Here is a 23,034-nt window from a genome sequence, read left to right as displayed (position 1 = left end):
GGAGAATGTTAAAAAGAGATTTCTCTAAAAATAAAATGATAATTATCATTTTATTTATGTTTATCAAGTTATCAAGTTTTTAATGGCTAAGTGCTTCAAGTAACGTTATAAATCTATGATCGATTGTTTAAAGTATCAAGCGCACCGCACGTCGTACAGATTCATACCGGAGAAATAAATCAAAAGTCAATGGATTCATTTGTAGAAAAAACTCCTTTTGTAAAAAAGTAGCAAACGGCAGAGATGATCCAAGTACAAGTAAACGGGTATAACATTTTTATACAAAATAAAAATAAGGCGAACATAATAGCGTAATAGATATTAGTTCCGTGAAACAAAACGCTAATTTTGATTTTTTATTAGATTTAAATAATAAAGTGATACAGATTAGTAAAGGGGAAATAGGTGTACCGATTTATTTTATGCAAAAATACAATCTGCATATTGGAGATGAAATATGAATTATAAAAAATAATATAGAACAAGAATTTACGATATCAGCATGTGTTCATAATGTTCAAATGAATCCATCAATCGTTAGTTCAAAGCGATTTGTAATAAGCAATGAAGACTTAGAAAGATTAAAACGAAATTTGGGAGAAAGAGAATATCTTATTGAATTTCAGTTAACAGATGTAAATTAGATAAATGAATTTGAAGATTTATACCAGTCATCGAACTTACCTCAAAAAGGATTAGGAATTTGCTAAATAGGAAGGGGAAAATAAAATGAACGCTATGGAAAACGATGTATATGAAACAACCAGATTAGTTAGTGAATCAATGGAAGGACAAGCTGTAATGAATATCAATCAAATTTGTGAATTAGATCAATATCAAGAAGCGACATTACGTACATGGAATACAAATAACGATTTTGGTAGAGGTGTTTTAAATGCAGCATTAGGGCTTACGGGAGAAGCTGGTGAGGTTGCTGATGTTGTAAAAAAAGCAATTTTTCATGGTCATGGATTTGATCCAGCTTATTGTCCAGGAGAAGAAGGAAATACACATAAAATCGCTTTAGAGATAGGGGACATCTTGTACTACATTTCAATCATGTCTCACGAAAGGGGATATACCCTAGGAGATATTGCTCAAATGAATATATCTAAATTAGCAACAAGATATCCAGACGGATTTAGTCGAGAAGCTAGTCAAAATCGTGTAGATGTGAAATGAAAATCGTAATAAAAAAGAGCCATGAGTGGAAAGGCTCATGGCTCCTTATATAAGGGTAATGATTTTATAGGTAAATATTATCATGAAATCCCAAAAAATTAAATCTAAGTAAATTAATTGGTATGGGATTTGGATTTTATTTAAAAGAAGGAACGGGGGAATATGTAAAAGAATTTGAAAGGTCCATAAAAAAAGAATTCAGTAAAACTCTGAATTCTTCTACACGTGATTTTATTTGTTAATCCATTTAGAAATAATAGGATAATGAAACTCTTTTTCTTGTAGCGCATATAAAATCCCTTTTATAGGTCCGAAAATTAACAAAAGGAACAGTATTAGATATAAAGGAGCTATGCCGAAAATAATCAAAGTATTATTTGAAGTCAAGTCTAAATTAGACAAGGATAGCATTAAGATTCTTATTGCGAAAAGATTCCAAATTACTGTAATCATCCAAATGAATAGTTGATAAAACACAGCTTCAAGGATATTTTTTTGAATGTTTTGTGATTTGTATACAAAATAAAAAATCAACGGTATATAAAAAATTGTGATGCTAAAGAAAATAAGAAAAAAAAAGATAATAAGGTAAGAAAATACATAATTAATTTTATGTTCTTTTCTTGAGCTAGGATCATTAAGGTCCTCCTATATGTATGAGATTTGTTGTAGCTATTATATTTTAAGATTTTCATTATGGTAATAATGCGCCACTAAAAAAATTACTACTGCCTACAGTTAAAGTTCCGCTTTCTGCTGCAGAAAATTGTATATCTATTGTTTGGCCAGCTAATAAATCAATAATAGTTGTAATTTCAAGTTGAGGTGTACCACCAGTAGTAATTGTTCCTGTTTGGCTAGCAACGGATACTAAATTTTTTCTTATAGTTATTCTTAGAGTAGAAGTCGTACCTAAAGTTGGATTAAATCCTATACTGGCACTGAATAAATAGATACCATTTATAGGGGCTGTAAATGTATTCGTTACTGAAGAATACCCTCCACCATTATTAAATATTATATTACCATACGATACTTGAATATCTGCAGGAGGAGTAAAAGACTGTGCAACATTTTTTTCTGCACGAAAATTAATGTTAAAAGTAGGCCCGGTGCTGCCAGTAGGCCCGACTAGGTCGGGAGAAATTGAAATTTCAGATTTTATTTTAGGTGAATTGAATCTGTCTTTTCTAGACATATGTATATCATCCTCTCTAAGAATATCAGATTATATCCAGTAGATGCATGATATGAATTGGGTGTGATTGTATTTTGAGATAATAAGAAACAAATTTATCTAATCTAACTATAAAAATTAGAACTAAACAAAAGCGTTAATTTATTATAAAAAATGGGTGACTCAGCAATTGTGTCAGCCGAGTCACCCAATACTATTGATCTAGATAATAATCTTTTTCTATATGTAGTTATAGTGAGTTCTAAGAGGTTAACTCCAAACCGCAGTTAAAGGACAAAGAAATTTATTTTAGAAAGTATTAGATTTAACTATGTTAATGCTACAACAGCAAGAGTCAAGCCCAACGTATTTAATGTATTAGAATATGGTCCTACATTAACAGTAAGAGCACTTGTTATACCTGAAGGTGTAGTAAAAATTGCGGGTGCTGATACAGAAGTGAATCCTGCAGTATATCCCAGAGAAGTACCAGATCCAATGATTGGATTATTATTCAGATACATAGTGATACCTGCCGAATTACCTCCTGGTTGAATGATAACTTGCACTTCATAGATTGCTAAATAGGTTCTTCCACCTTCAAGTAAAACAGTTGTTGGTGGTGCGAACGAAATTGCCGTACCATTAGAATTTACCACGGTATCTAGTGGAATCGCGGAATTTACAGAAACTATTGATGGGGTAGTTTGAACAACATTTAAACTGTTAGCCGTGGGGGATGGACAAGAACAAGGTTTGTGAATGTTAGAGTTGTTATCATTTTGGAAATTCACAAATAATCAAGCTCCTTTGCGTAAAAAATTTTTTATCTTATATAAAACGTAGCTTTTTTGTATCTAAGTTATTTTTAATAAATTTTTAAAGATAAATCGAATATTGTTGGTCAGTCGACTCATAAAAGTATTCGATACTCTGGGATTTCAAAGTGCATCTGATAAATATATATGAATGTTTTTTAAGGACATTACTGTAAGTTAGGAAAACATAAATCTGGAAATAAAACTTGATATTCCGGGTTTAACCGAAGATCAGTAGTTGAGGTTGTAAAGTGTATATAATTTTTTTCTAATTTATCTAGTGTTGCCAGATGATGAGTACCTAAGCCACGCTGGATGCTATGTTTAGAAAGAGTAGACCCAATTTGTAATTTTCGGTTTTTCATAGCAGTATTCCAGGGACTGTAAAAGAATTTTAAAATGAAAGCAGGATACATGTAAATGATAAATGGATGAGGTGACCAATGTCGCCCTGCCCAATAGTTACCATGCGAATAATGGTGGATTAATCTACCGCCATAGTATGGAGCAGGTGGATTAGGAGGGATTATTCTCCCATGATAACGCTGTTTGACAAGGGGAATTCCATATCTGAGATTGGTATAACCGTGAGCAGGGTCATCCACCATCAGAATAGTTCTAATAGCATACATGTTTTGCCCTAAATTGGCAAGAGATGAGAAAAAGGCTTCCTTATCAACACAGCAAAGAAATTCAGTGGTATTTAGTACCATTTTTCATCCCGTAATTTCTTTTTCTATGTTCATTACTTCTTGATCAACTAAAATGGCATCAAACTCTAGTATCTTTGATTCACGGATTTCCCAATGAGGTGCAAATAATTTGCATAATTCAACCGAACGATCAGTAGACCCACGATTAATAAGAATGCCATAATCAAATAATTTTGTGTGGTGCATTAACCACCACGGAAGCAGATACTCTTCGTTATAAAAATGAGAAATTAAAGTAGTGTTAATAAAAAGTCTTCCTTTCAAAATTTTGTGGAATATATCCTTATCTAGTAAGATATGTTACTTGATCTAAAAAGAATGAAGAAAGATTTTTAACAAAATAGTTATTTTAATAAAAACCGGAAAATGAGGGGGAGTGAAAGGAAAAGAACCCTTTATATAAAGGGTTCTTCTGGTGATTTAATCTATCAATTACATTCGTGGTAATATTCATCACATGAATCGTTATTATCGTTACAGCATATACAGAATGTTTTTTGAACAAATAAACTAACTACACTAGTAGAACCTTCTTGCTTTGTAAGAGTAAGACTTTGAAAATCTTCAACTTGAAATATTTTTGTTTGAACAGGTTGTAATGTAGTAGTAATTGGTACGTTAGATCTTCTTGTTAGAATAGTTACTTGAACGGGTGCACTCATACCGACAACGAATAACTGAATTAATGTTTTATTATGATTGTTTGTAAAATCCTCAAATACAGTTTGTGGAGCGGTGGTTTCAAGGAAAACAGATACAGGTATATTTCCATTTGCATTTTCTGCAGAACCAGCTATCGTATGAGTTTCAATAAAACAGTTGTTTTTTTGATTGTTGGAATGCGATTGATTTTTATAATATTTTTTACCATCTTTATAAAAGTAATCAGCCATATGAATTTAAAGCTCCCTTCTTTTAGATATCTATATAGTCTATTTAATAAAGTGAAGTAGTGCTTGTACGACATAATAAAATCCGCTCTCGTAATTACCTGAAAATGTTATTTAGAAATTAAAGAGCGCCATTCAAGGCGCTCTCGGATAAAAAATAATCTTGAAAAAGAATACCACATTATATTTTATGCATGTTCTTAATAAATGTGCAGTTTTTAACAAAATCCTTATTTGAAAACAAGAAGCCCTAGAGTTAGGGCTCTAGGGCTTCTTGTGTTGGTATATCTCACACGATTTTATAAAAAGAATAGAACGTACTGAAGATAACACATGAATGTTTCATAAATGTATCAAAAAAGTGAACAAAATCGTTATTTTAATTAGTTCAGCCCCTTGAAGGGCACTCCAAGGGGCTAAGATTCGAGAACTTGTAAACTCTTATTTAATTACATGAAAACTCCCTAAGGAGAATCTATGATATTTTAACAATCAACTAACTATTTTGACAAATATATATTGATAAAAGAAACCCCGATTGTCCGCGGGGCTTCTAAGGGTAAGTGCCAAGTAATGACGTACTCGACTAATTAACCATATCATGAATTTTTTGGTAAAAATACTGGTAAATCCGTCCAATTGTATGATCGTTAATTTGAACAAAAACGCTATTTTGTAGAGCTTTAATTCCATGGGAAAGAGCACTTCGTAAAAGTGCTCTTCTGACCAAAATCCATTTTGTAAAAGAGAGGAATAATATCATATGAATTTATTTTTAAATGTGTTTAAAATCGTATAAAAACTTCATTTTGCACAACAAAGCAGCCAGCTTAATTAGCTAACTGCTTGTTGTACAAAAGAAAATTAGGCCCTACAAGTAAATGATATGTAACTTTAAGTTACAACTATATTATAAGCAGAATTAAACATGTTATGCGGGAGTAAAAATAAGCTTAATCAAACTTTCATTTTGTATTAAGTTGGAATATAAAAAGAGCACTTAGTAAAGTGCTCTCGTGACGAGTCTCATTTTATAACGACTATTTTATAAAGAAAGGAACTCAGGATATTATATGTGCGCCAGTCAATTGAGTACCTTGTACAAATAAAGAGCAGCTAGCAAAAGCTAACTGCTCATATAAGGAAATCGGAGAAAGATAACCATGTGTCTACAGTATTGACGGAATATTGGTTTTTATTCGTGAGGAACTACGATTAACTTAATGCATAGCCCATAATAAAAGTTAGTGTTAAAAACACTGATAATAACAGTGTTAGTAGAACTGTTACTATGCTTCTAAGCATTGATATCCAATTATCTATTTTAGAGAATCCTTTAATACCAGCAAAAAAAGTTCCTATTGAAAAAATGAGTACGAAAAATAAACGGCGTTTATAAAAGATGCATTTATTTCAGGTGTACATACTTCAAGATATAAAAGAAAAAAAGTAATGCAAACGAATGAAAAAATAAAGGACCATAGATTTATATTATGTTTCATAGGTTGCTCCTTTGTTATCGGAATATTTCTATTAAATTTTAATGGGAAATATAAGGAAAAGATAGTGTTTATAAATTAGAATGAATTTTTTAACAAAATAATCCTTTTAAAGTAAAACAAACAGAATATAGTCCGGCTAGAAAACTAGAGGGCACCAATTCATTAAAGCAGCAATTAAAGCTGTTTTAGGAATAGGTGTCCTTTTTATTTTGAAAAGAGGGATGGAGAAATATGAAGGCACTAAAAGAACAATTACGCGAGTGGAAAAAGCAATCCAAGCAAGGAAAGAAGAAAAATAAGAAAAAACAAAAAGAGAAATTAAGTACTCGTGAAATTGGGGATTTAATGGGGATGCATAGACCTTGTTATGAACGAAGACGCGGAGCAATAAGACAAAAGTAATTTAAAAATAAAAAGGAGTGGTCTTACATGAATAAACAATTATTTTTCTTACCAAAAATTGATATAGTAGCAACGCAGAAAAAATTAGAAGGTGTTCTGGAAAGTGTGCGTTTGTATAGGCAGTTTGGAATGATGCGTGAAGAAATGAAAGTCACTCCTTCTTATGAAATTGGATATCACGGGCCTACAAATGATATAGGGAAGCCACTAGAAGATATAGCGATGGCTAATATTCAACAAAGTAAAAGAGAAGAGTGGATTAAGCAAACATCATTTCGTATTGACCAGTTTCTTAGTCGTTTGGGTAATGGACGTGCAGGAAAGGATCAAAGAGACATTATCATTAAGCGTTATTTAGAAGATGAAGATGTATGTAATTATATGGTATATAACGAAATCGGCATGAGCGAGCGTACTTATCGACGTGTTAAGGCTAGAGTATTTTATAAACTTGCTTTTGCTCTTAGATTAGAAGTTTACGAGACAGAAGAAACTGGAGGTAATGAATAATGAATTTTGTTCAGCCAATACGTGATCCAGAGCAAATACAACAGCTTAAAGAATATTTTAAAGAAAAGTGCTTACGTAATTACATTCTCTTCATTATGGGAATCAATACAGGCCTGAGAATCTCGGACATTTTGAAATTGAAGGTAGGAGATGTCAAAGGTAGTCATATATCTATGCGGAGCAGCGGCAGAGTTTGGGTTAGATGAAATAGGGACACATACGTTGAGAAAGACATATGGGTATCATATGTATATGCAAACAAAAAACATAGCATTGCTCATGGGGATATTTAATCACTCGTCAGAGAAAGTCACGTTACGTTATATAGGTGTAAATCAAGATGCAATGGATAAGGCAATGACTAGGTTTAAAATTTAATCATTACTTTTTCTTTTAGGATAGTTTAAATTCTTAGTCTGATTGGGACGGGATCACCACAGCAAAAGATTTGCAGGTTACGTTAAGATCCATTTTAGGCAGAAAAATATTAGTTCTCTGAAGAACTATCATCATCACTCCTGTTCGATAATCTTGAGAAAATATTCATCTGAATAAAAAATTAACATTTTTTCAATTTCCTGTAATTATAATTAAAGGTATTCTGTTAGTGTTATACAAATGTATCTGTCGATCTATTCCATGTATGAATCTAGTCTGGCAATCAACAGAATATTCCACACACCATTGAAAAAGGGGGAAAGTTTATGCAAAGAATTTTAAAATTCCTGTTCATGTCCGTTTTTTCTTTGATTTGTGTTTTGTATGTTCAAACGAATGCTTTTGCCGCACCAGCATACGAGGGAGTTGTCAAAATGAAGCAGCCTTCAGGCGAATCTTTTGAGGGCACGTTACATGGAGATGAATGGTTCCATTGGGTAAGTACAAAGGATGGCGACGTACTTTTACAAGATCAGAAGGGGTATTGGAATTACGTGGAGCTTACATCAGATGAACTGAAATCGACGGGGAAAAAATATAAAATTGATAAGAAGCCTTCAATGGCGGTAAATGAGAACAATTTGAACAAATGGATAAAGAATTACAACCCTCAAGCAAAGAAAAAACAGGAGCACATGAATAAATTACAAAAAGAATCACCAAAAAATATTGATGGAACTGTCACTCCAGTTTTAGGAAACAAAAAATTACTTGTTTTGTTAATTGGGTTTACAGATGTTGATATTGCATATAACGATAACGATTGGAGTAACAAATTCTTTTCTACAAATCAAAAGTCAGTTAAGAATTACTATAATGAAGTAAGTAACGGAAAAGTACAGATAACTCCAGCTCCTGAAACATATGGTACTCAAAATGATGGAGTGGTTAAAGTGAAATTAGATTACGCTCATCCGAGTACATCGGGAAAAAGTATGGGTACGGTTATAACAGATGCACTGGCTAAAGCTGATTCTCAAGTGAATTTTGCTAGTCTTGATACTAATAATGATCAAGTCGTTGACTCTAAAGATGGCTTCTACATTGTAAGTTTTCTTGCTGGTAATGAACAGGCTAGTGGGGGGCCACTTCCAAACATTTGGGCGCATCAGTCATATGCTCCTAATACAAATCACGATGGTGTTACAGTATCAGGCATGTATACAGCGCAGGGTGAAAAACAATATGGTCATATGGCGACAATTGGTATACCTGCTCATGAGTTAGGGCATTCTTTTGGTCTTCCAGATCTATATGGTGACAATAACCGTGTAGGTAGTCTAAGTATAATGGGGAATGGAGCTTGGAATAGTCTTCAAGGGGAAGAGTATGGAACTACCCCAGATCATATGGATGCTTGGTCAAAGGTAAAACTGGGCTTTGTAACACCAACTGTAGTAAATACCACTAATAACTTTACTCTAAATGCAATCCCAAATAACTATAATGTGTTAAAGATTCCTTTAAAGGATAATACGTATTTTTTAGTTGAGAATCGCGCAAAGGTTGGGTATGATGCGAGCTTACCAACAAATTCTGGTGGTATTGCGGTTTGGCATATTGATGAATCTATGAATAATAATTCCAGTGATCCGCATCCTTTCATTGATATAGAGCAATCAGTCAGTGAATACCAAGACCCATTCTATTACACGAATCAAAATCATGCTGCTACCTTTGGTCCAGACACTAATCCGAATAGTAATACCTACACGGGAGAAAAAACAGGAGTAACGATTACAACGACAAGTACAAGTAATTCTGCTATGAATGTAGCAGTCACAACAAAAGAAGCTAGCTTAATTCCGCAAACAAACTGGACACTAAAATATGTAGATAGCTATAATTGGTACAATTTAGGTACGTATGCCTTTGATGGAAACAAAGACACATTTTGGCATACAAACTGGAGCCCTGTAGCTCCAATGCCACACGAGATTCAAATTGATTTAGGTGCAACTTATAACCTCTCCAAATTCAGCTACTTGCCAAGGCAAGACGGCCAAATAAATGGAACGATTAAGGACTATGAGTTTTACGTCAGTAGTGATGGAGTAAACTGGGGAACAGCGGTATCCATAGGTGCTTTTGCAAACAATACTAACTTGAAAGAGGTCAGCTTTGCAAACAAGACAGGTCGTTATATTAAACTACGTGCATTAAGCGAGGTAAACAACAATCCATGGACAAGTGCCGCTGAAATTAATGTATTTGGAGTGGTTCAATAATATATTTGTGAGGTTATCTAATTAAATCATTGATACGCTAGTCCAAAGGGTTATCATCTGCTGAGAGTTCGCTCGGCATTTGATAACCTTTTTGTTCTATACTAGCCAATATGCAAAAGAAAAAGATGGATTAATAAAATTCATATTCTTAGCTTGATAGCAATGTGGTGGTACTCCTTACAGTTACTCATAAATTTTGTACTATGTAACTCAAAAAAGAAAGTATTAGAAATTCAATGATACCAAGGGATTCAGCGAAGGGGGCAGTTACACACAATATAAGATATAGGTAAGTCATAGAGAACTTGAAATGATATATTAATTACTTTGTGAAAATAGTATGGATTAAGAAGATAATGATTTCAAATCGTCAAAGTAGAGAAAAAGATACGAATGATTAAATTCAAATGGGGGTTATAAAATTATTAATATAAATATAACGATTTTAAAAATGGTCAATGACATTTTCCTCAAAAATGGAAAAGTTGATATAAAAGCACATAACCGTTTACAGCCCAATACATATAGTGTCAGTGTAGTGATAAGCAAGTACAACATGACTGCAATGAAAAATCATTTTTCTGTTAGCTTGTTTTCATTACGAGTTAAATTAATAGAACTTCTGTTAGTTATTATGAAACGCATCTTTGTTATAGGATCGGGGGGGAATATCTTGGCTGCAGAAAAAGGATATAGAAGTGGTTGTGGTTATAGCGGAGGATTTGCATTACTAGTCGTATTGTTTATCTTGCTTATTATCGTTGGCGCTGCTTGTTTCTGCTAGTTTATGAACTTCTAGAGAGGAGGAGTGTATCTTGGCTGCAGAAAAAGGATATGGAAGTGGTTGTGGTTATAGCGGAGGATTTGCATTACTAATCGTATTGTTTATCTTGCTTATTATCGTTGGTGCAACTTGTTTTTGCTAGTTTATGAACTTCTAGAGAGGAGGAGTGTATCTTGGCTGCAGAAAAAGGATATGGAAGTGGTTGTGGTTATGGCGGAGGATTTGCATTACTAATCGTATTGTTTATCTTGCTTATTATCGTTGGTGCAAGCTGGTGCGGATATGGTGGTTTTTAAGTAACAACCTTCTTATATCACCAAGAATAAATAAAGGGTTGCTTCACGTAGTGTGAAGTAATCCTTCATTAATATAGTTTAATATATGTTTAGAATATATAATGTGTTCGTTATGAAAGGAGAAAAAAATGGGATCTAGCCCATATTTTAATAAAAATGTTTCGTATCAAACTTCATCTATTCCAATAACCGCAGTAACTCAGAAGAAAAGTCGAATAATAGCGGCTGAAGCTGTTACACTTCCCAAAACGAATAATGAAACAACCAATGAAGCAATCAATGGAACGACTGATGAAAAATTAAAAAAACAGAAAAATAATTCATCTGATTATTCGCCATTCCAAATTAACATTCCTTATTTTAATATAAAAATAACTTCGACAGAGATATTAGGTGTTGCTAAATCCGTATTTATGCAAGCTCTTATTCAAAAGGTTCAAGATCCGGTATTTTTAATGAATCTTTTGAATAGTGAAGGTGGAAAGAAACTACTTAATTTAGCAGGTGATTTTTTTAAAGATACTGCTACGAAATCAGAAAATGATAAAGATGAAAACTAACATCAGCCTTTATTATATACATCTCTTTGATAGCTCTAATTTCATAAATACTACAATCAAAAAAGATAGGGATTAAAAATAATCCCTTCTTTTTTGAGCATAATTGTATTTTTTTATTGTAATTATATGTAAATAAGATGATAAAAAGTGACAGGGTTATGGCCGTTTTTTTGGCAGGAAATGTGCCGGTCGTTTTGGAGTTAACGTGATATATTTGTATTGTGAGAAGTGATGGAAAACACAACTCATAATATACCTTTATAATCTATAAAATCAATTAATGGATAATATGAGCCGTATGATGGCTAGTTCCGCAAGCCAATTAGGAGGATTAAAGACCGTCATGAGTGGTGTATATGGAAGTATGTCAAACAGTAGACAAGCCATGACAAATAGTGTATCAAATCAAGTCATTAATAATTCTTTCGGATCATCTGGCGGTGGAGTTATTCCAATGCTTGGTGGAGATTTAGTTATTGAAGTACCCGTAAATTTAGAAGGAAGAGACGTGGCACGCGGTACTTATCGCTATACAACCGAGTATCAAGAAAGAGAAGAAAAGAGAAACTCAGCCTTTTAGGTTTGGGTTTCTTTTATTTTATAAAGAAACGGAGTGTCAAAATGAGCTCTTTTACATTCAACAATCAACGAAAAGAATATATCCAACTAGAAAAAGGATGGAGCCCGCCAACATGGGCACCTCTAAAACGTAAATTTTTAAACACGCCTGGATATCCAGGCGCAAGATTATTAGGAACGGAAACAGATCCTCGTCGACTTTCTGTCCCTGTGGTAATTATCGTTCCAGATGGAACAGATTTAGAAACGTTAAAAGAAGAAATAGCGACATGGTTAATTACTGAACAAGCAGCCGAGCTAACTTTTGATACAAAACTAGATAGGACATATATAGCTGTTATTGTTGAAGATTTTAATGTTGATAATTTTGTGAGTTTAGGAAAAGGCACCTTAAAATTCATTTGTCCAATGCCTTATAAACTAGGCCCAAGGAGAAAAATAGATTTCAAATTACAAGGAAGTAGATTAATTACAAATATATCGAATAATGGGAGTGAATATTCTGATCCTACGTTCACAGTTAAGGTAGAAAATCCCTCTACTTTTATTGATATTTCACGAAAAAAGGAAGAAGAAATTCAACATTTTCGTATGGGATACCCTGTTTCTGTGGAAGAACGAACAGTCGAGAAAGAACAGCTTGTTATGCACGATGAAATGAAAACAATGGTTGGTTGGACTCAAAATGGTCCAAATACTGACGAAGGTGAAAACACAGGAACTCTAAAGTCAGATAGTGAGCGCTTTGTTATAGATGACTTTGGGGCAGGTAGTAAATGGCATGGCGGAGTGGCTAGGAAAATGCTGAAAATTATTAAACCAACAAAAGCAAACGTTTTAGCTGTACCTTTCGGAGCAAAAATAGCTAAAACGATTGAGATAGGTATTAAAATTAAAAAAGGACCAGCAAAATATAGATTGAAAAATAAGAATCCAGTTAAAAACATTGAAATGAAACCAAAGTATTCTCTCATTGTGTTATCCCTTCTTAAAAAGTGAATTATGCAGATTATACCATTGCGAAAATGAATCAAAATGATTATGTAATAAAATTTTTATTTAGGGTAAATGGAATTGTTATAAATGTATTTCAGCTAGCCCAAAACATAGCCCCGATGATAGTAGCAATAATAATGGAAAAGAAGGGTTAGAAAATACTTACAAGTATAAAAACTATAATAGCAAAATTCCTTCCTATACCTTTTGGAGCAAAAATAATTAAAACCAGTGATACAAATATTAAATAAATTAAATTACTATATATGAATAAGATTGAAGTGGAATTTTAACAAAAGCGTTATTTTATTAGAAAAGTATGATTATATGAAATATCATGCATGAAAGAAGAGGCGTTAGCAAAAATACGCCTTAACGAAATCAGCTTGATTTTTCAGTAAAGTAATCTTCTTAAGTGACTCATGTTGTATAGGTAGCAGCGAAAACAGAAAGAGTTCTTTTTATGGCGGACGGAGAAGTTGTTAGTGAAATACAACTAGGTAAGTTTAGGAATGATGATTTAAAAGCGCGAGAAGAGAAGTTGTTAAAATGGTTAGCTGTACTCGTATTTTAAAGACAAAAACTCCTATTGAATGTAGGAGTTTTTTCTTTGTTTGAAAGTTCAAAAAGATATATAATAATTTTCTGACTATTAATTCGTGGAGGGGTATTAATGAAAAATGAAACGTTACACACACAAGAAGACATTTTAAAAATGCTTGATTCATTATTAAGACCTGCAGAACCATTTTGGAATGAATTTTATGAGAATAGAGAAAAGGATGTTCCATTTTTTGAAAATGTTCCAGATGAGAACCTAGTTTCGTATATACAAAAAGAGAGAGTTTCAAAAGGGAAAGTATTAGAACTTGGATGTGGTCCAGGTAGAAATGCCATTTATTTAGCGATTCAAGGATTTGATGTAACAGCAGTGGATTTATCTGTAGAAGGCATTAATTGGGCTAAAGAAAGGGCATTGGCAAAAGGGGTAGCAATTCATTTTATTTGTGATTCAATTTTTAATTTAGAGGTTCAAAACGAATTTGATTTTGTATACGATTCGGGCTGTTTGCATCACATTCCACCGCATAGAAGAATAAATTATGTGGATTTAATTAAAAACTCATTAAAATCGGGTGGTTATTTCGGATTAACATGTTTTGCGGCAGGCGATTTAGATGAGCGAAATGGATCGGAAATAACAGATTGGGACGTATATAGAGGATGGAGTCTACAAGGTGGTCTTGCATACTCGGAAGAAAAGTTAAGAGAGATATTTAAAGAATTTGAGGTAATTGAGATTAGAAGAATGAAACAAATGAAACAACCGAAAGAAATGTTTGGAGAATCATTTCTTTGGACAGCATTATTTAAGAAGAAATAATAAAGTAGATAATTGACAAACTCATCGTTTTTATAGACAATACACTTATAGGAATATACGTTCGGTTTTTGACCGACTTATGTTTTACATAAATATATAACAAGGGGCTGTCTCCATATGAGTAACACAAATCAAAAAATTACTACGTTTTTAATGTTTGAAGGCAAAGCTGAGGAAGCAATGAATTTTTATACGTCGCTATTTGATCAATCGGAAATTGTAAGTATTTCTCGCTACGATGAAAATGGACCTGGTAAAGAGGGAACTGTAATTCATGCAACTTTTACGCTAAATGGCCAAGAGTTTATGTGTATTGATAGTTATGTAAATCATAATTTTACATTCACTCCAGCTATGTCTCTTTATGTAACTTGTGAGACAGAAGAAGAAATTGATACGGTCTTTCATAAACTAGCGCAGGATGGAGCGATTCTTATGCCTTTAGGTTCTTATCCGTTTAGTAAAAAGTTTGGCTGGTTAAATGATAAGTATGGTGTATCTTGGCAGTTAACTCTTGCTGAATAAAAAAGAAAAAGCGTAGCTTATTTGTTTAATGGATTTAGTTAAAAGCTTGAAAAATGAAATAACATAAAAAAGCGTTCCAACTGTCAACAGATTTGGAATGCTTTTTTTATGTGGAAGTGAGTTGTTTAAAACTTACTAATTCTACGATTATTTTAAATGAATGGAATGGATGTATAATTTTTTGTCTTTTTAGAATTTTTAGCGATTATTAGCGTTTATCTGTTAATATAAATATGGACAACTATGTATGAACTATCAGGCGGGTTAATAGAAAAAGGAAAGCATAAATAGTTAATAAGTTTACACTTAAAATGCAACTAGATCGTTAGGAGGACTAATCGCAATGGATACTACACAACAAAACAGTAATGCATGGGATAAGAAGGTTGAAGAAGGTTCTAGATACACGCAGCCTGTAAGTAGCGAGGTTATTGAGAAAAGCAAATCAGGTGAATGGGAGATTACAGTCACTACGGAAAAATCAGTTCCTAGAAAGTGGTTTCCAAAGTCATTAGATGGATTAAAGATACTTTGCTTAGCATCAGGTGGCGGACAACAAGCACCTGTTCTAGCTGCTGCTGGAGCAGATGTAACAGTTACTGATATATCTAAGAAGCAATTGGAACAAGATGAAAAGGTAGCAAAACGGGATGGTTTGACTTTAAAAACCGTACAAGGAGATATGTCAGACCTTGGTGACTTTGAGGATGAATATTTTGATATTGTTGTAAATCCTGTCTCTAACTTGTTTGTAAAAGATGTTCATCTTGTATGGAATGAAGTTTCTAGGGTTTTAAAGAATAAAGGTGTTCTTATTGCTGGATTTACAAATCCGTTACTATGGATTTTTGATGATAACCAAGAGCAAAAAGGTATTCTGGATGTTAAACATTCAATTCCTTCATCAACATTGGATTATTTACCAGAGGATGAAGTTCAAGATTACATCGATTCAAATCAAACAATAGAATATGCGCATACTTTAGAAGACCAAATCCAAGGCCAAATTGATGCTGGTTTTGCTATAACAGGTTTTTATGAGGATGATTTTGGTGGAACAAGGATATTGGATAAGCATATTAAAACATTTATTGCGACAAAAGCTATAAAATTAAAGATGGATTAAGAATTTTTGCTTGTCGCACGGGGCGTTAGTCGAAGAAGGCTCTTAAAATAGAAAAGGATGGTACTTTCCATCCTTTTCCTTATGTATTTTGAGTGTCGAAACTATTCTCAAAACAAGTTTTACACTACTAGTTGTATAATTAGGTTATGCTTTTATATTAAGAATTTTGCTGACCGAATCTTTTCCCGAGTTTAGCTAACAATTCAGGTTGATCGCTTTGGCTCATTATAACTTCAATAAAGATAAGTTGATTCTTATTAAAAGTTATATTTGTTAAGACTTCTGCTAATTCTACTTCATTTTCTACTTTAAATGTTAGACTTTTTTCTTCGGATCCAAATACCATTGATAGTTTATTGTAATCCCACATCTGTATGTCATTATAAGGTTGGTTTTGGCCGTGAATGGCACGTTCAACAGTGTATCCGTTGTTATTGATTAAAAATATAATCGGTTTTAAATTTTGACGTAGTATAGTTGATAACTCTTGGGCAGTTACTTGGAAAGAACCATCACCAATAATTAAAATGTTGCGCCGTGATAAATTGGCGAGCTGTGTACCAAGTAGAGCGGGCAGTGTATATCCGATAGATCCCCATAACGGTTGACCTACATATGCAGTGTTATTAGGTAGAGGGATAGCGGCACTACCAAAGAAAGGTGTTCCTTGCTCTACAACTAAGACGTCGTTTTCTTGTAAGAAATGGTACATTTGCTGCCAAAAACGTTTTTGTGTGACCATTTGTGCTTTTGGATTGAACTCTTCAGTAAAAGGTGATGATTCTAAAATAAATGGCTTAACGTCAAGGGTATCTTTATTACGATGCTCAATTGAATCACTTAAATGTTGTAAAACATCCTGCATTACAACTGGACCGTATTTTTTATCTATAATTTTCACAGTGTAGGGATGGATTTCTATAACTTGTTCTTTTGTAAAACCTTGTGTGAAGCCGCCTGTAATAGTATCAGTTAACTTCACACCAATACTAATAATACAATCAGATTCATCAATTCTTTTTCGCAAGTACGGCGAACTTACATCACCAGTATAAACACCTATAAATTGAGGGTGTTTTTCTGGGAATATTCCTTTTCCCATACTGAACGTCGCGATGGGAAACCCAGTTTTTTCTACGAATTGATGTAAACTTTCTTTAGCATGAAATCGATCTACTTCAAAATCAGCTAAAATAACAGGTTTTTTGGCACTATTTATTTTTGAAATGGCATGTAGAAGCATTTTATTTAATGCTTCTTTATTACTTAAAATAGGTTTATTTATAATAGGTTCTGTCGGTTTATTAATTGGTTTATTATACACATCAATCGGCAAATTAATATGAACAGGGCGTTTTTCATTCCAACATGCACGTAAAACACGGTCAATTTCCTCAGCAGCATGCTCAGGTGTTACATTTGTTTGTGCTATAGTGATTTCTCGATACATATTGGAAAAGTGATCGAACTTTCCATCTCCTAACGTATGATGGACGATTGCTCCATTTTCCATTACTTTTGTTGGTGGCGTACCTGTAATTTTTATAACTGGCACGTTTTCCGCATATGAGCCAGCAATACCGTTAATAGCGCTTAATTCTCCGACACCGAAAGTAGTAATAAGAGCGGCGATTCCTTTTATGCGAGCGTACCCATCTGCTGCATATGCAGCATTTAATTCATTACAATTTCCAATCCACTTTAAATTTTCATGTGCTACTACATCATCTAAAAAGGCAAGATTATAATCACCAGGAACGCCAAATATATGTTCAATTCCTAATTCGTGTAGTCTATCCAATAAATATGCACTTATAGTATATTGTTTTTTCAAATGAATCATCTCCTAATTATGCAATGAATGTTTCAATAGACTAAATAAGTTCTAATGCGTTGATTAAAATATTCATTACTAGATTGTGGTATAATTTACATACAGGGGGAAAGTAGATGACACAACATAAAGAAGAACAGATGAATGAGGCATTAGCATTATTTTATTTTGCATATAAAACATTTACTGAAAAGCCAGATGAAATTATAAAAGAATATGGCATTCAACGAGTACATCATCGAATTTTATTTTTCATCGCACGTTTTCCAGGGATAAGTGTAAATGAGTTATTATCACTATTAGAAATAAGTAAGCAAGCGCTCCACGGACCGCTACGTCAACTTGTGGAAAAGGGCTTAATTGAGAGTAATGAAGCTATGCATGATCGACGTGTGAAACAGTTGTCTTTAACAGAAAAAGGTACAGATTTAGAGAAAAAACTGAGTGATGTACAAAGACAACAAATGGGTGCTATTTTTTCAAAATTTGGTGAATCATGTGAGGACAATTGGCACCAAGTTATGAATGAAATGGCAAATAGCCGATCAGGTTTTGATGCTTGGATATCGAAACGTGAAATACCAGTCGATCAAAAATAATGAAAAAACTTCTGTTTTTATCGTTTGAAAAAGAACAAATTTTATCCATACATTTGGCAACTATCGATTGGTCATAGAGTGAATGGATAAAAAGATACATTACTAGATACTTTATACGTGTACGCAATGGAACAATAAAATTCACATTTCCGAAAGGGGAATTATAATGATAAAACTTGTACTTATTCGTCACGGACAAAGCTTATGGAATCTTGAAAATCGCTTTACTGGATGGACAGATGTTGATCTATCAGAGAATGGATTAAGTGAAGCGAGAGAAGCAGGAGCAATATTAAAGAAAAACGGATATACTTTTGATGTGGCTTATACATCTGTATTAAAACGCGCAATTCGGACGTTATGGATTGTACTTCATGAGATGGATCTTACTTGGGTTCCAATACATAAATCTTGGAAGCTAAATGAAAGACATTATGGTGCATTGCAAGGGCTGAATAAAGATGAAACTGCTCAAAAGTATGGTGAGGAGCAAGTTCATATTTGGAGAAGAAGTGTTGATGTAAGACCACCGGCTCTTACTGAAGACGATCCTCGATATGAAGCGACCGATCCAAGATATAAAACACTCAAAAAAGGTGAATTTCCATTTACTGAATGTTTAGAGGATACGGAGAAGAGAGTACTTGCTTATTGGCATTCAGAAATTGCGCCGACATTAAAAAGTGGTAATAAAGTAATTATTTCATCACACGGTAACACAATTCGCTCGCTAGTAAAATATTTAGACAACCTTTCAAGTGATGGTGTAGTTTCATTAAATATTCCAACTAGCATTCCGCTTGTTTATGAATTAGACGAAAACTTACGTCCGATTCGTCATTATTATTTAAGTATGGATGGAGAAGTACCTGAAGGGGAAATTCCGAAACATATTTCTTTTTAATACGAAAATTTGAAATGAATGCTTGTCTACATATACAATATAGACTCATGGTAAAGTGAAATTTTAATCAGTGGGGTCTTACTGCCCACAAATAACAGGATAAAAGACGTGGTACTTTCTAATATATATGCGATGTAGCTAATTTTAGAAGCTTGTCCACGTCTTTTGTCATAAAGAGAGCAGCTTGCGCATGTAATGATATCGTGAGTAGTTTTTGAATGGAGGGTGATGTGATTAATGATCTCTAACATTCGAATTGGCTTATTTGTTTTAGCGATTGTCTTTGTAGTCCTTGTTTTCTTTTATTGGAAAAATGAGGAGTTGTACGAGGAGAAAAAGCAACGTATTAGAAAGACTTGGTATGGTTTGTTTATCATATCTGTCACCGTGTATTTCATGATAAAAGGAATTGATTTAACCCTCTGGAAAAATCTTTTAATGTTTACTGCAATGGCTATTTTTGTTGATATTGCGTTCATTTTAACACCTAATATTTCTGAAATATGGGGTGCGAAATTTAGCGATATTGGCAAGACAGTTCAATCAATAAAACGATCATTAATTGCATCTAAAGCGAGAGGAGAAATATACACGACAATTATTCAAAATGTTAATCCAGCAGTATTCGGTACGATGGAATGGCATACGGAAGAGGAATATACAAAGAGCTTAAATGCATTTTTAGATTCATATGGGGAAAAGATTGGCGCGAAAATTGTTGTTTTTGAAGCCTCGAAAGAGTTAAATACAAACTTTCGTGGTATTCGCTCGCAATTTAGTATTATCGTTCCGTTAGAACATATCGAGCAATTGAATGAGCAGAAAGCGGTGCAAGTAGAAAATGTCGGGATTATACCAGCAAAAATAGTAAGTGACGTTTTCATTGTTATTGATGGAAAGAAAAATAACCTGCAAGATCGGGATTTTGAAAATGTATATAATTTAACAATACATCATAGTTATTTTAGTAAATAAGGACAGAATCTTTTTCTGTCCTTTTCTTCTATACATAAATTAAAAACAAAATCCGACAAAGTTGAATAAAATTGGACAATCATTCCTACACTAGCATGTAGAGGTGATTGTAGTGGTAAAAGATTATGACAATGATTTTTTTAAAGAAGATAACGAAGATACAACAGATTTCTCTTTAATAAAAGGGGATACGTTGCAGCAAGTAGAAGAATTAGAAGAAGAATTAAAAAGAAAATCATAAGTGTACACTCTTTCTACATTTGCTATATAATATAAATAAAAGGTTGTATCTTTTTGAAAAGGGGGAGAAGAGATGGCTGAAGTCAATGTACAAAAGTCTTCGTTTTTTAAAGAAAAAAAAGAAGAATCAAATACAGATTTCTCTCTTGTGAAAGGTGCATTAACGGAGAATATAAATCGGTTAGAGAAACTGATGAATAATAGTAGTTCAAAATATATACAGGTGAAAAGAACAAAAGAAAATGCATAGAGCATTTTCTTTTGCTCTTTTATTTAATAGTAAACTTTTCTCTTATTTTTTCAGGCAAATCTGCTTTCTGAATCTCTTCATAGGACTTTACTTCAATTGATGATATTTCATTTTTATTATTATCATCTTGATCTACATAAAGGCGTAAAAACGCGTCTTCATTTAATTTATGATTGTTTTCTTTTTTTGTACTTCTAAATGTAATTTGTTTTTTGACGCCATCTTCATCATATGCGGGCAGCGTATAGTTTCGTAAGTTTCTACCATCTACCTTTTCGATAGTTTCTTCGCCTTTTATCTGCATGTAATATACATCTTTACCAATTCTATTTAGTGACGCTCTCTCACAGCCAATAGTAAAACTAAAAAATAATAAACATGGTGTAATAATTGCTAAAAACTTTTTCATTTTCTTTATCTCCTTTAATGTGTTTCTTTAAAAAGTATACGACTATTATTAAATGTGAAAAATCGATATAGCTTACAACGCCCTTACAATGTTGTAAGAGTGTTGTACATAAAATGAACAATAAAAGTTAAAAGAAAGGTAAAATAATGAATCGTGGTATAATGATATGAGACTTACATATTATTTTTTCATTTTGAGAGGAGCTTGAAAAATGTATTCTACTTTAGAACAATTAACAAAGCACCCTGTATTTTATCATTTTGCAGAAATTTCAAAGATTCCTAGAGGATCAGGTAATGAAAAGGAAATTAGTGATTATTTAGTGGGCTTTGCAAAAGAGCGTAACTTAGAAGTCATTCAAGATGAAGCATTAAATGTCATTATTAAAAAAGAAGCAACAGCAGGTTATGAAAATGTACCAGCTATTATTATTCAAGGTCATATGGATATGGTTTGCGAAAAAAATCAAGCAACAGTACATGATTTTGAAAAAGATCCAATTGAATTACGAATCATTGGGGACATGTTATATGCAAATCAAACAACTTTAGGTGCTGATAATGGTATTGCAGTTGCGTATGCATTAGCTTTATTAGATTCAAAAGAAATTCCGCATCCAGCACTTGAAGTCGTTATCACTACTGAAGAAGAAACGACAATGGGCGGGGCTTTTGCTATTGATCCAAATCATTTTGAAGGAAAGATATTTATAAATATTGATTCTGAAGAAGATCATAAATTACTTGTAAGTAGTGCAGGTGGTGCGAAAGCTGTTGAAACAATTCCCGTAATTTGGGATGAAACGCCAGCGAATATGGATGCATACGGTCTATATGTTGGTGGTCTAAAAGGCGGCCATTCTGGTATGGAAATTGATAAACAACGCGGTAATGCGAACAAAGTATTAGGACGAGTATTACGTGATTTATCAGCACATACGGAGTTTTACATAAGTGAAGTTCACGGCGGATTAAAAACGAATGCAATTCCGCGTGAAAGTGTAGCTACAATTTTAATTCGTACAGAAGATGTAGGACAAGTAGAAGAAAAACTAGAATCATGGACACGTGTATTACAAGAAGAAATGCGTGCTGTTGATCCAGATGTTCATGTTACACTGACAAAATTGGATGAAACAGTTGAAAAAGTATTTGCTAAAGAGACACAAAAGCAGCTTATTTCATCATTATTCTTAATTCCAAATGGCATTCAAAGTATGAGCATGGATATTAAAGGCCTTGTAGAAAGCTCAACGAATTTAGGTGTTATTGAAACGTTGCGAGATGAAATTAAATTACGTAACGAAGTGCGAAGTTCTGTAAGTAGTTTAAAACAACATGTTGCAGAAGAAATCAAATATATTGCTGAATTAGTTGGTGCTACATTTGAAATAGAGTCAGAGTATCCAGAATGGCCATACAATCCAAACTCACAAATTCGTAATTTATTTGAAAAAGTACATCAAGAAAAATACAATAAAGAAATTGAAATCTTCGCTGTACATGCGGGGATTGAGTGTAGCGCATTCGTTCAAAAGATGCCTGAATTAGATGCAATTTCATTCGGACCAGACATCTTTAACGTCCACACTCCAGATGAACATATCAGTATCTCTTCTGTAGTGAATAACTGGGGATTCTTCATTGATGTAATGAAGGGTACGAAAGAATTAGCTAAGTAATAACGACGAAATAAAAAGGAGCCTATAAAAAT

22 protein-coding genes and 8 pseudogenes are annotated in these 23,034 nt (G+C 33.2%); 22 read left to right on the top strand and 8 right to left on the bottom strand.

Annotated features, from left to right (window positions below; translation table 11 throughout):
* Nucleotides 1-107: 107 nt before the first annotated feature.
* Both MKY38_RS10130 and MKY38_RS10125 read left to right on the top strand, forming a co-directional pair.
* Nucleotides 108-704 (top strand): annotated as a pseudogene (locus MKY38_RS10130) (ABC transporter permease); the annotation flags it as partial.
* A 25-nt stretch (nt 705-729) separates the two neighbouring features.
* Nucleotides 730-1,182 (top strand): nucleoside triphosphate pyrophosphohydrolase family protein, encoded by a 453-nt coding sequence (locus MKY38_RS10125; RefSeq protein ID WP_149215765.1) that lies wholly within the window; start codon nt 730-732, stop codon nt 1,180-1,182.
* Nucleotides 1,183-1,413: 231 nt separating this feature from the next.
* Here the strand turns inward: MKY38_RS10125 and MKY38_RS10120 are convergent.
* From MKY38_RS10120 to MKY38_RS10095, 6 genes and pseudogenes are all read right to left on the bottom strand, one after another.
* A pseudogene (locus MKY38_RS10120) lies at nt 1,414-1,820 on the bottom strand (DUF4870 domain-containing protein).
* A 56-nt stretch (nt 1,821-1,876) separates the two neighbouring features.
* On the bottom strand, nt 1,877-2,380 hold the full coding sequence (locus tag MKY38_RS10115) for a C1q-like domain-containing protein (RefSeq protein ID WP_114556226.1): 504 nt from the start codon (nt 2,378-2,380) through the stop codon (nt 1,877-1,879).
* A 308-nt stretch (nt 2,381-2,688) separates the two neighbouring features.
* Nucleotides 2,689-3,153, bottom strand: a complete 465-nt coding sequence (locus MKY38_RS10110) for a hypothetical protein (protein ID WP_071740195.1) — start codon at nt 3,151-3,153, stop codon at nt 2,689-2,691.
* Nucleotides 3,154-3,344: 191 nt separating this feature from the next.
* A pseudogene (locus MKY38_RS10105) lies at nt 3,345-4,076 on the bottom strand (glycosyltransferase family 2 protein).
* Between the two features lie 242 nt (nt 4,077-4,318).
* The gene (locus MKY38_RS10100) at nt 4,319-4,783 is read right to left on the bottom strand and encodes an exosporium protein D (RefSeq protein WP_114556227.1); all 465 of its coding nucleotides are present in this window, start codon (nt 4,781-4,783) and stop codon (nt 4,319-4,321) included.
* 1,212 nt (nt 4,784-5,995) lie between these two features.
* Nucleotides 5,996-6,282, bottom strand: a pseudogene (locus MKY38_RS10095) (hypothetical protein).
* Between the two features lie 231 nt (nt 6,283-6,513).
* Here MKY38_RS10095 and MKY38_RS10090 point away from each other — a divergent pair.
* The 14 genes and pseudogenes from MKY38_RS10090 to MKY38_RS10025 all read left to right on the top strand — a co-directional run bounded on the left by MKY38_RS10090 (nt 6,514) and on the right by MKY38_RS10025 (nt 16,110).
* The gene (locus MKY38_RS10090; protein ID WP_071740197.1) at nt 6,514-6,684 is read left to right on the top strand and encodes a hypothetical protein; all 171 of its coding nucleotides are present in this window, start codon (nt 6,514-6,516) and stop codon (nt 6,682-6,684) included.
* Nucleotides 6,685-6,711: 27 nt separating this feature from the next.
* Complete coding sequence (locus MKY38_RS10085; protein ID WP_071740198.1) at nt 6,712-7,194, top strand: ArpU family phage packaging/lysis transcriptional regulator; 483 nt, start codon at nt 6,712-6,714, stop codon at nt 7,192-7,194.
* Nucleotides 7,194-7,572 (top strand): annotated as a pseudogene (locus MKY38_RS10080) (site-specific integrase). Before MKY38_RS10085 ends, MKY38_RS10080 begins: the two are co-directional and overlap by 1 nt.
* Before the next feature lie 326 nt (nt 7,573-7,898).
* Nucleotides 7,899-9,860, top strand: coding sequence for a M6 family metalloprotease domain-containing protein (locus tag MKY38_RS10075; RefSeq protein WP_071740199.1), 1,962 nt, complete (start codon nt 7,899-7,901; stop codon nt 9,858-9,860).
* A gap of 673 nt (nt 9,861-10,533) precedes the next feature.
* Nucleotides 10,534-10,644: a YjcZ family sporulation protein gene (locus tag MKY38_RS10070; protein WP_080117658.1), complete on the top strand. Its 111-nt coding sequence runs from the start codon at nt 10,534-10,536 to the stop codon at nt 10,642-10,644.
* A gap of 31 nt (nt 10,645-10,675) precedes the next feature.
* Complete coding sequence (locus tag MKY38_RS10065; RefSeq protein ID WP_071740200.1) at nt 10,676-10,786, top strand: YjcZ family sporulation protein; 111 nt, start codon at nt 10,676-10,678, stop codon at nt 10,784-10,786.
* Between the two features lie 31 nt (nt 10,787-10,817).
* The gene (locus MKY38_RS10060; RefSeq protein WP_071740201.1) at nt 10,818-10,940 is read left to right on the top strand and encodes a YjcZ family sporulation protein; all 123 of its coding nucleotides are present in this window, start codon (nt 10,818-10,820) and stop codon (nt 10,938-10,940) included.
* Nucleotides 10,941-11,068: 128 nt separating this feature from the next.
* Nucleotides 11,069-11,500, top strand: a complete 432-nt coding sequence (locus MKY38_RS10055) for a hypothetical protein (RefSeq protein WP_114556240.1) — start codon at nt 11,069-11,071, stop codon at nt 11,498-11,500.
* 271 nt (nt 11,501-11,771) lie between these two features.
* Nucleotides 11,772-12,080: pseudogene (locus MKY38_RS10050) on the top strand (phage tail tape measure protein); the annotation flags it as partial.
* A gap of 41 nt (nt 12,081-12,121) precedes the next feature.
* Nucleotides 12,122-12,889: pseudogene (locus tag MKY38_RS10045) on the top strand (distal tail protein Dit); the annotation flags it as partial.
* A gap of 619 nt (nt 12,890-13,508) precedes the next feature.
* Nucleotides 13,509-13,649: pseudogene (locus MKY38_RS10040) on the top strand (ABC transporter ATP-binding protein); the annotation flags it as partial.
* A gap of 99 nt (nt 13,650-13,748) precedes the next feature.
* Complete coding sequence (locus MKY38_RS10035) at nt 13,749-14,459, top strand: class I SAM-dependent methyltransferase (RefSeq protein WP_114556048.1); 711 nt, start codon at nt 13,749-13,751, stop codon at nt 14,457-14,459.
* 117 nt (nt 14,460-14,576) lie between these two features.
* The gene (locus tag MKY38_RS10030) at nt 14,577-14,984 is read left to right on the top strand and encodes a VOC family protein (protein ID WP_000072493.1); all 408 of its coding nucleotides are present in this window, start codon (nt 14,577-14,579) and stop codon (nt 14,982-14,984) included.
* Between the two features lie 343 nt (nt 14,985-15,327).
* The gene (locus tag MKY38_RS10025; RefSeq protein ID WP_065223709.1) at nt 15,328-16,110 is read left to right on the top strand and encodes a class I SAM-dependent methyltransferase; all 783 of its coding nucleotides are present in this window, start codon (nt 15,328-15,330) and stop codon (nt 16,108-16,110) included.
* A gap of 157 nt (nt 16,111-16,267) precedes the next feature.
* Here the strand turns inward: MKY38_RS10025 and MKY38_RS10020 are convergent, their stop codons facing one another.
* Nucleotides 16,268-17,953, bottom strand: a complete 1,686-nt coding sequence (locus MKY38_RS10020; RefSeq protein ID WP_065223710.1) for an alpha-keto acid decarboxylase family protein — start codon at nt 17,951-17,953, stop codon at nt 16,268-16,270.
* Nucleotides 17,954-18,060: 107 nt separating this feature from the next.
* Between MKY38_RS10020 and MKY38_RS10015 the strand changes: the two genes are divergently transcribed.
* From MKY38_RS10015 to spoIISB, 5 genes are all read left to right on the top strand, one after another.
* Nucleotides 18,061-18,543 (top strand): MarR family winged helix-turn-helix transcriptional regulator, encoded by a 483-nt coding sequence (locus MKY38_RS10015; RefSeq protein ID WP_000191888.1) that lies wholly within the window; start codon nt 18,061-18,063, stop codon nt 18,541-18,543.
* 166 nt (nt 18,544-18,709) lie between these two features.
* Nucleotides 18,710-19,447 (top strand): 2,3-diphosphoglycerate-dependent phosphoglycerate mutase, encoded by a 738-nt coding sequence (gene gpmA / locus MKY38_RS10010; RefSeq protein ID WP_000594150.1) that lies wholly within the window; start codon nt 18,710-18,712, stop codon nt 19,445-19,447.
* A gap of 237 nt (nt 19,448-19,684) precedes the next feature.
* Nucleotides 19,685-20,422 carry a type II toxin-antitoxin system SpoIISA family toxin gene (locus MKY38_RS10005; RefSeq protein WP_065223711.1) on the top strand — a complete coding sequence of 246 codons (738 nt, stop codon included), beginning with the start codon at nt 19,685-19,687 and terminating at the stop codon, nt 20,420-20,422.
* Between the two features lie 112 nt (nt 20,423-20,534).
* The gene (locus tag MKY38_RS10000) at nt 20,535-20,663 is read left to right on the top strand and encodes a hypothetical protein (RefSeq protein ID WP_000237818.1); all 129 of its coding nucleotides are present in this window, start codon (nt 20,535-20,537) and stop codon (nt 20,661-20,663) included.
* A 72-nt stretch (nt 20,664-20,735) separates the two neighbouring features.
* Complete coding sequence (gene spoIISB, locus MKY38_RS09995) at nt 20,736-20,912, top strand: stage II sporulation protein SB (RefSeq protein WP_000852629.1); 177 nt, start codon at nt 20,736-20,738, stop codon at nt 20,910-20,912.
* 19 nt (nt 20,913-20,931) lie between these two features.
* Here spoIISB and MKY38_RS09990 read toward each other — a convergent pair whose 3' ends face one another.
* On the bottom strand, nt 20,932-21,321 hold the full coding sequence (locus MKY38_RS09990; RefSeq protein WP_065223712.1) for a YxeA family protein: 390 nt from the start codon (nt 21,319-21,321) through the stop codon (nt 20,932-20,934).
* A 211-nt stretch (nt 21,322-21,532) separates the two neighbouring features.
* On the opposite strand from MKY38_RS09990, the gene pepD reads away from it, so the two are divergent.
* Nucleotides 21,533-23,002 (top strand): beta-Ala-His dipeptidase, encoded by a 1,470-nt coding sequence (pepD, locus tag MKY38_RS09985; protein ID WP_341048874.1) that lies wholly within the window; start codon nt 21,533-21,535, stop codon nt 23,000-23,002.
* Nucleotides 23,003-23,034 lie beyond the last annotated feature (32 nt).

The organism is Bacillus sp. FSL R5-0585 (assembly GCF_038004545.1).
Classification (GTDB): Bacteria; Bacillota; Bacilli; order Bacillales; family Bacillaceae_G; genus Bacillus_A; species Bacillus_A cereus.
Note: the sequence above shows the minus strand (reverse complement) of the source record. Positions and strands in the feature narration are given on the sequence as shown.

Excerpts from the sequence above, each read along its gene's own strand:
- gpmA (WP_000594150.1), top strand. The coding sequence starts at position 18,710 with ATGATAAAACTTGTACTTATTCGTCACGGACAAAGCTTATGGAATCTT.
- MKY38_RS10055 (WP_114556240.1), top strand. The coding sequence starts at position 11,069 with ATGGGATCTAGCCCATATTTTAATAAAAATGTTTCGTATCAAACTTCA.
- MKY38_RS09990 (WP_065223712.1), bottom strand. The coding sequence starts at position 21,321 with ATGAAAAAGTTTTTAGCAATTATTACACCATGTTTATTATTTTTTAGT.
- MKY38_RS10020 (WP_065223710.1), bottom strand. The coding sequence starts at position 17,953 with ATGATTCATTTGAAAAAACAATATACTATAAGTGCATATTTATTGGAT.
- MKY38_RS10015 (WP_000191888.1), top strand. The coding sequence starts at position 18,061 with ATGACACAACATAAAGAAGAACAGATGAATGAGGCATTAGCATTATTT.
- MKY38_RS10125 (WP_149215765.1), top strand. The coding sequence starts at position 730 with ATGAACGCTATGGAAAACGATGTATATGAAACAACCAGATTAGTTAGT.
- pepD (WP_341048874.1), top strand. The coding sequence starts at position 21,533 with ATGTATTCTACTTTAGAACAATTAACAAAGCACCCTGTATTTTATCAT.
- MKY38_RS10025 (WP_065223709.1), top strand. The coding sequence starts at position 15,328 with ATGGATACTACACAACAAAACAGTAATGCATGGGATAAGAAGGTTGAA.
- MKY38_RS10100 (WP_114556227.1), bottom strand. The coding sequence starts at position 4,783 with ATGGCTGATTACTTTTATAAAGATGGTAAAAAATATTATAAAAATCAA.
- MKY38_RS10035 (WP_114556048.1), top strand. The coding sequence starts at position 13,749 with ATGAAAAATGAAACGTTACACACACAAGAAGACATTTTAAAAATGCTT.
- MKY38_RS10075 (WP_071740199.1), top strand. The coding sequence starts at position 7,899 with ATGCAAAGAATTTTAAAATTCCTGTTCATGTCCGTTTTTTCTTTGATT.
- MKY38_RS10115 (WP_114556226.1), bottom strand. The coding sequence starts at position 2,380 with ATGTCTAGAAAAGACAGATTCAATTCACCTAAAATAAAATCTGAAATT.
- MKY38_RS10090 (WP_071740197.1), top strand. The coding sequence starts at position 6,514 with ATGAAGGCACTAAAAGAACAATTACGCGAGTGGAAAAAGCAATCCAAG.
- spoIISB (WP_000852629.1), top strand. The coding sequence starts at position 20,736 with ATGGCTGAAGTCAATGTACAAAAGTCTTCGTTTTTTAAAGAAAAAAAA.
- MKY38_RS10005 (WP_065223711.1), top strand. The coding sequence starts at position 19,685 with ATGATCTCTAACATTCGAATTGGCTTATTTGTTTTAGCGATTGTCTTT.
- MKY38_RS10030 (WP_000072493.1), top strand. The coding sequence starts at position 14,577 with ATGAGTAACACAAATCAAAAAATTACTACGTTTTTAATGTTTGAAGGC.
- MKY38_RS10085 (WP_071740198.1), top strand. The coding sequence starts at position 6,712 with ATGAATAAACAATTATTTTTCTTACCAAAAATTGATATAGTAGCAACG.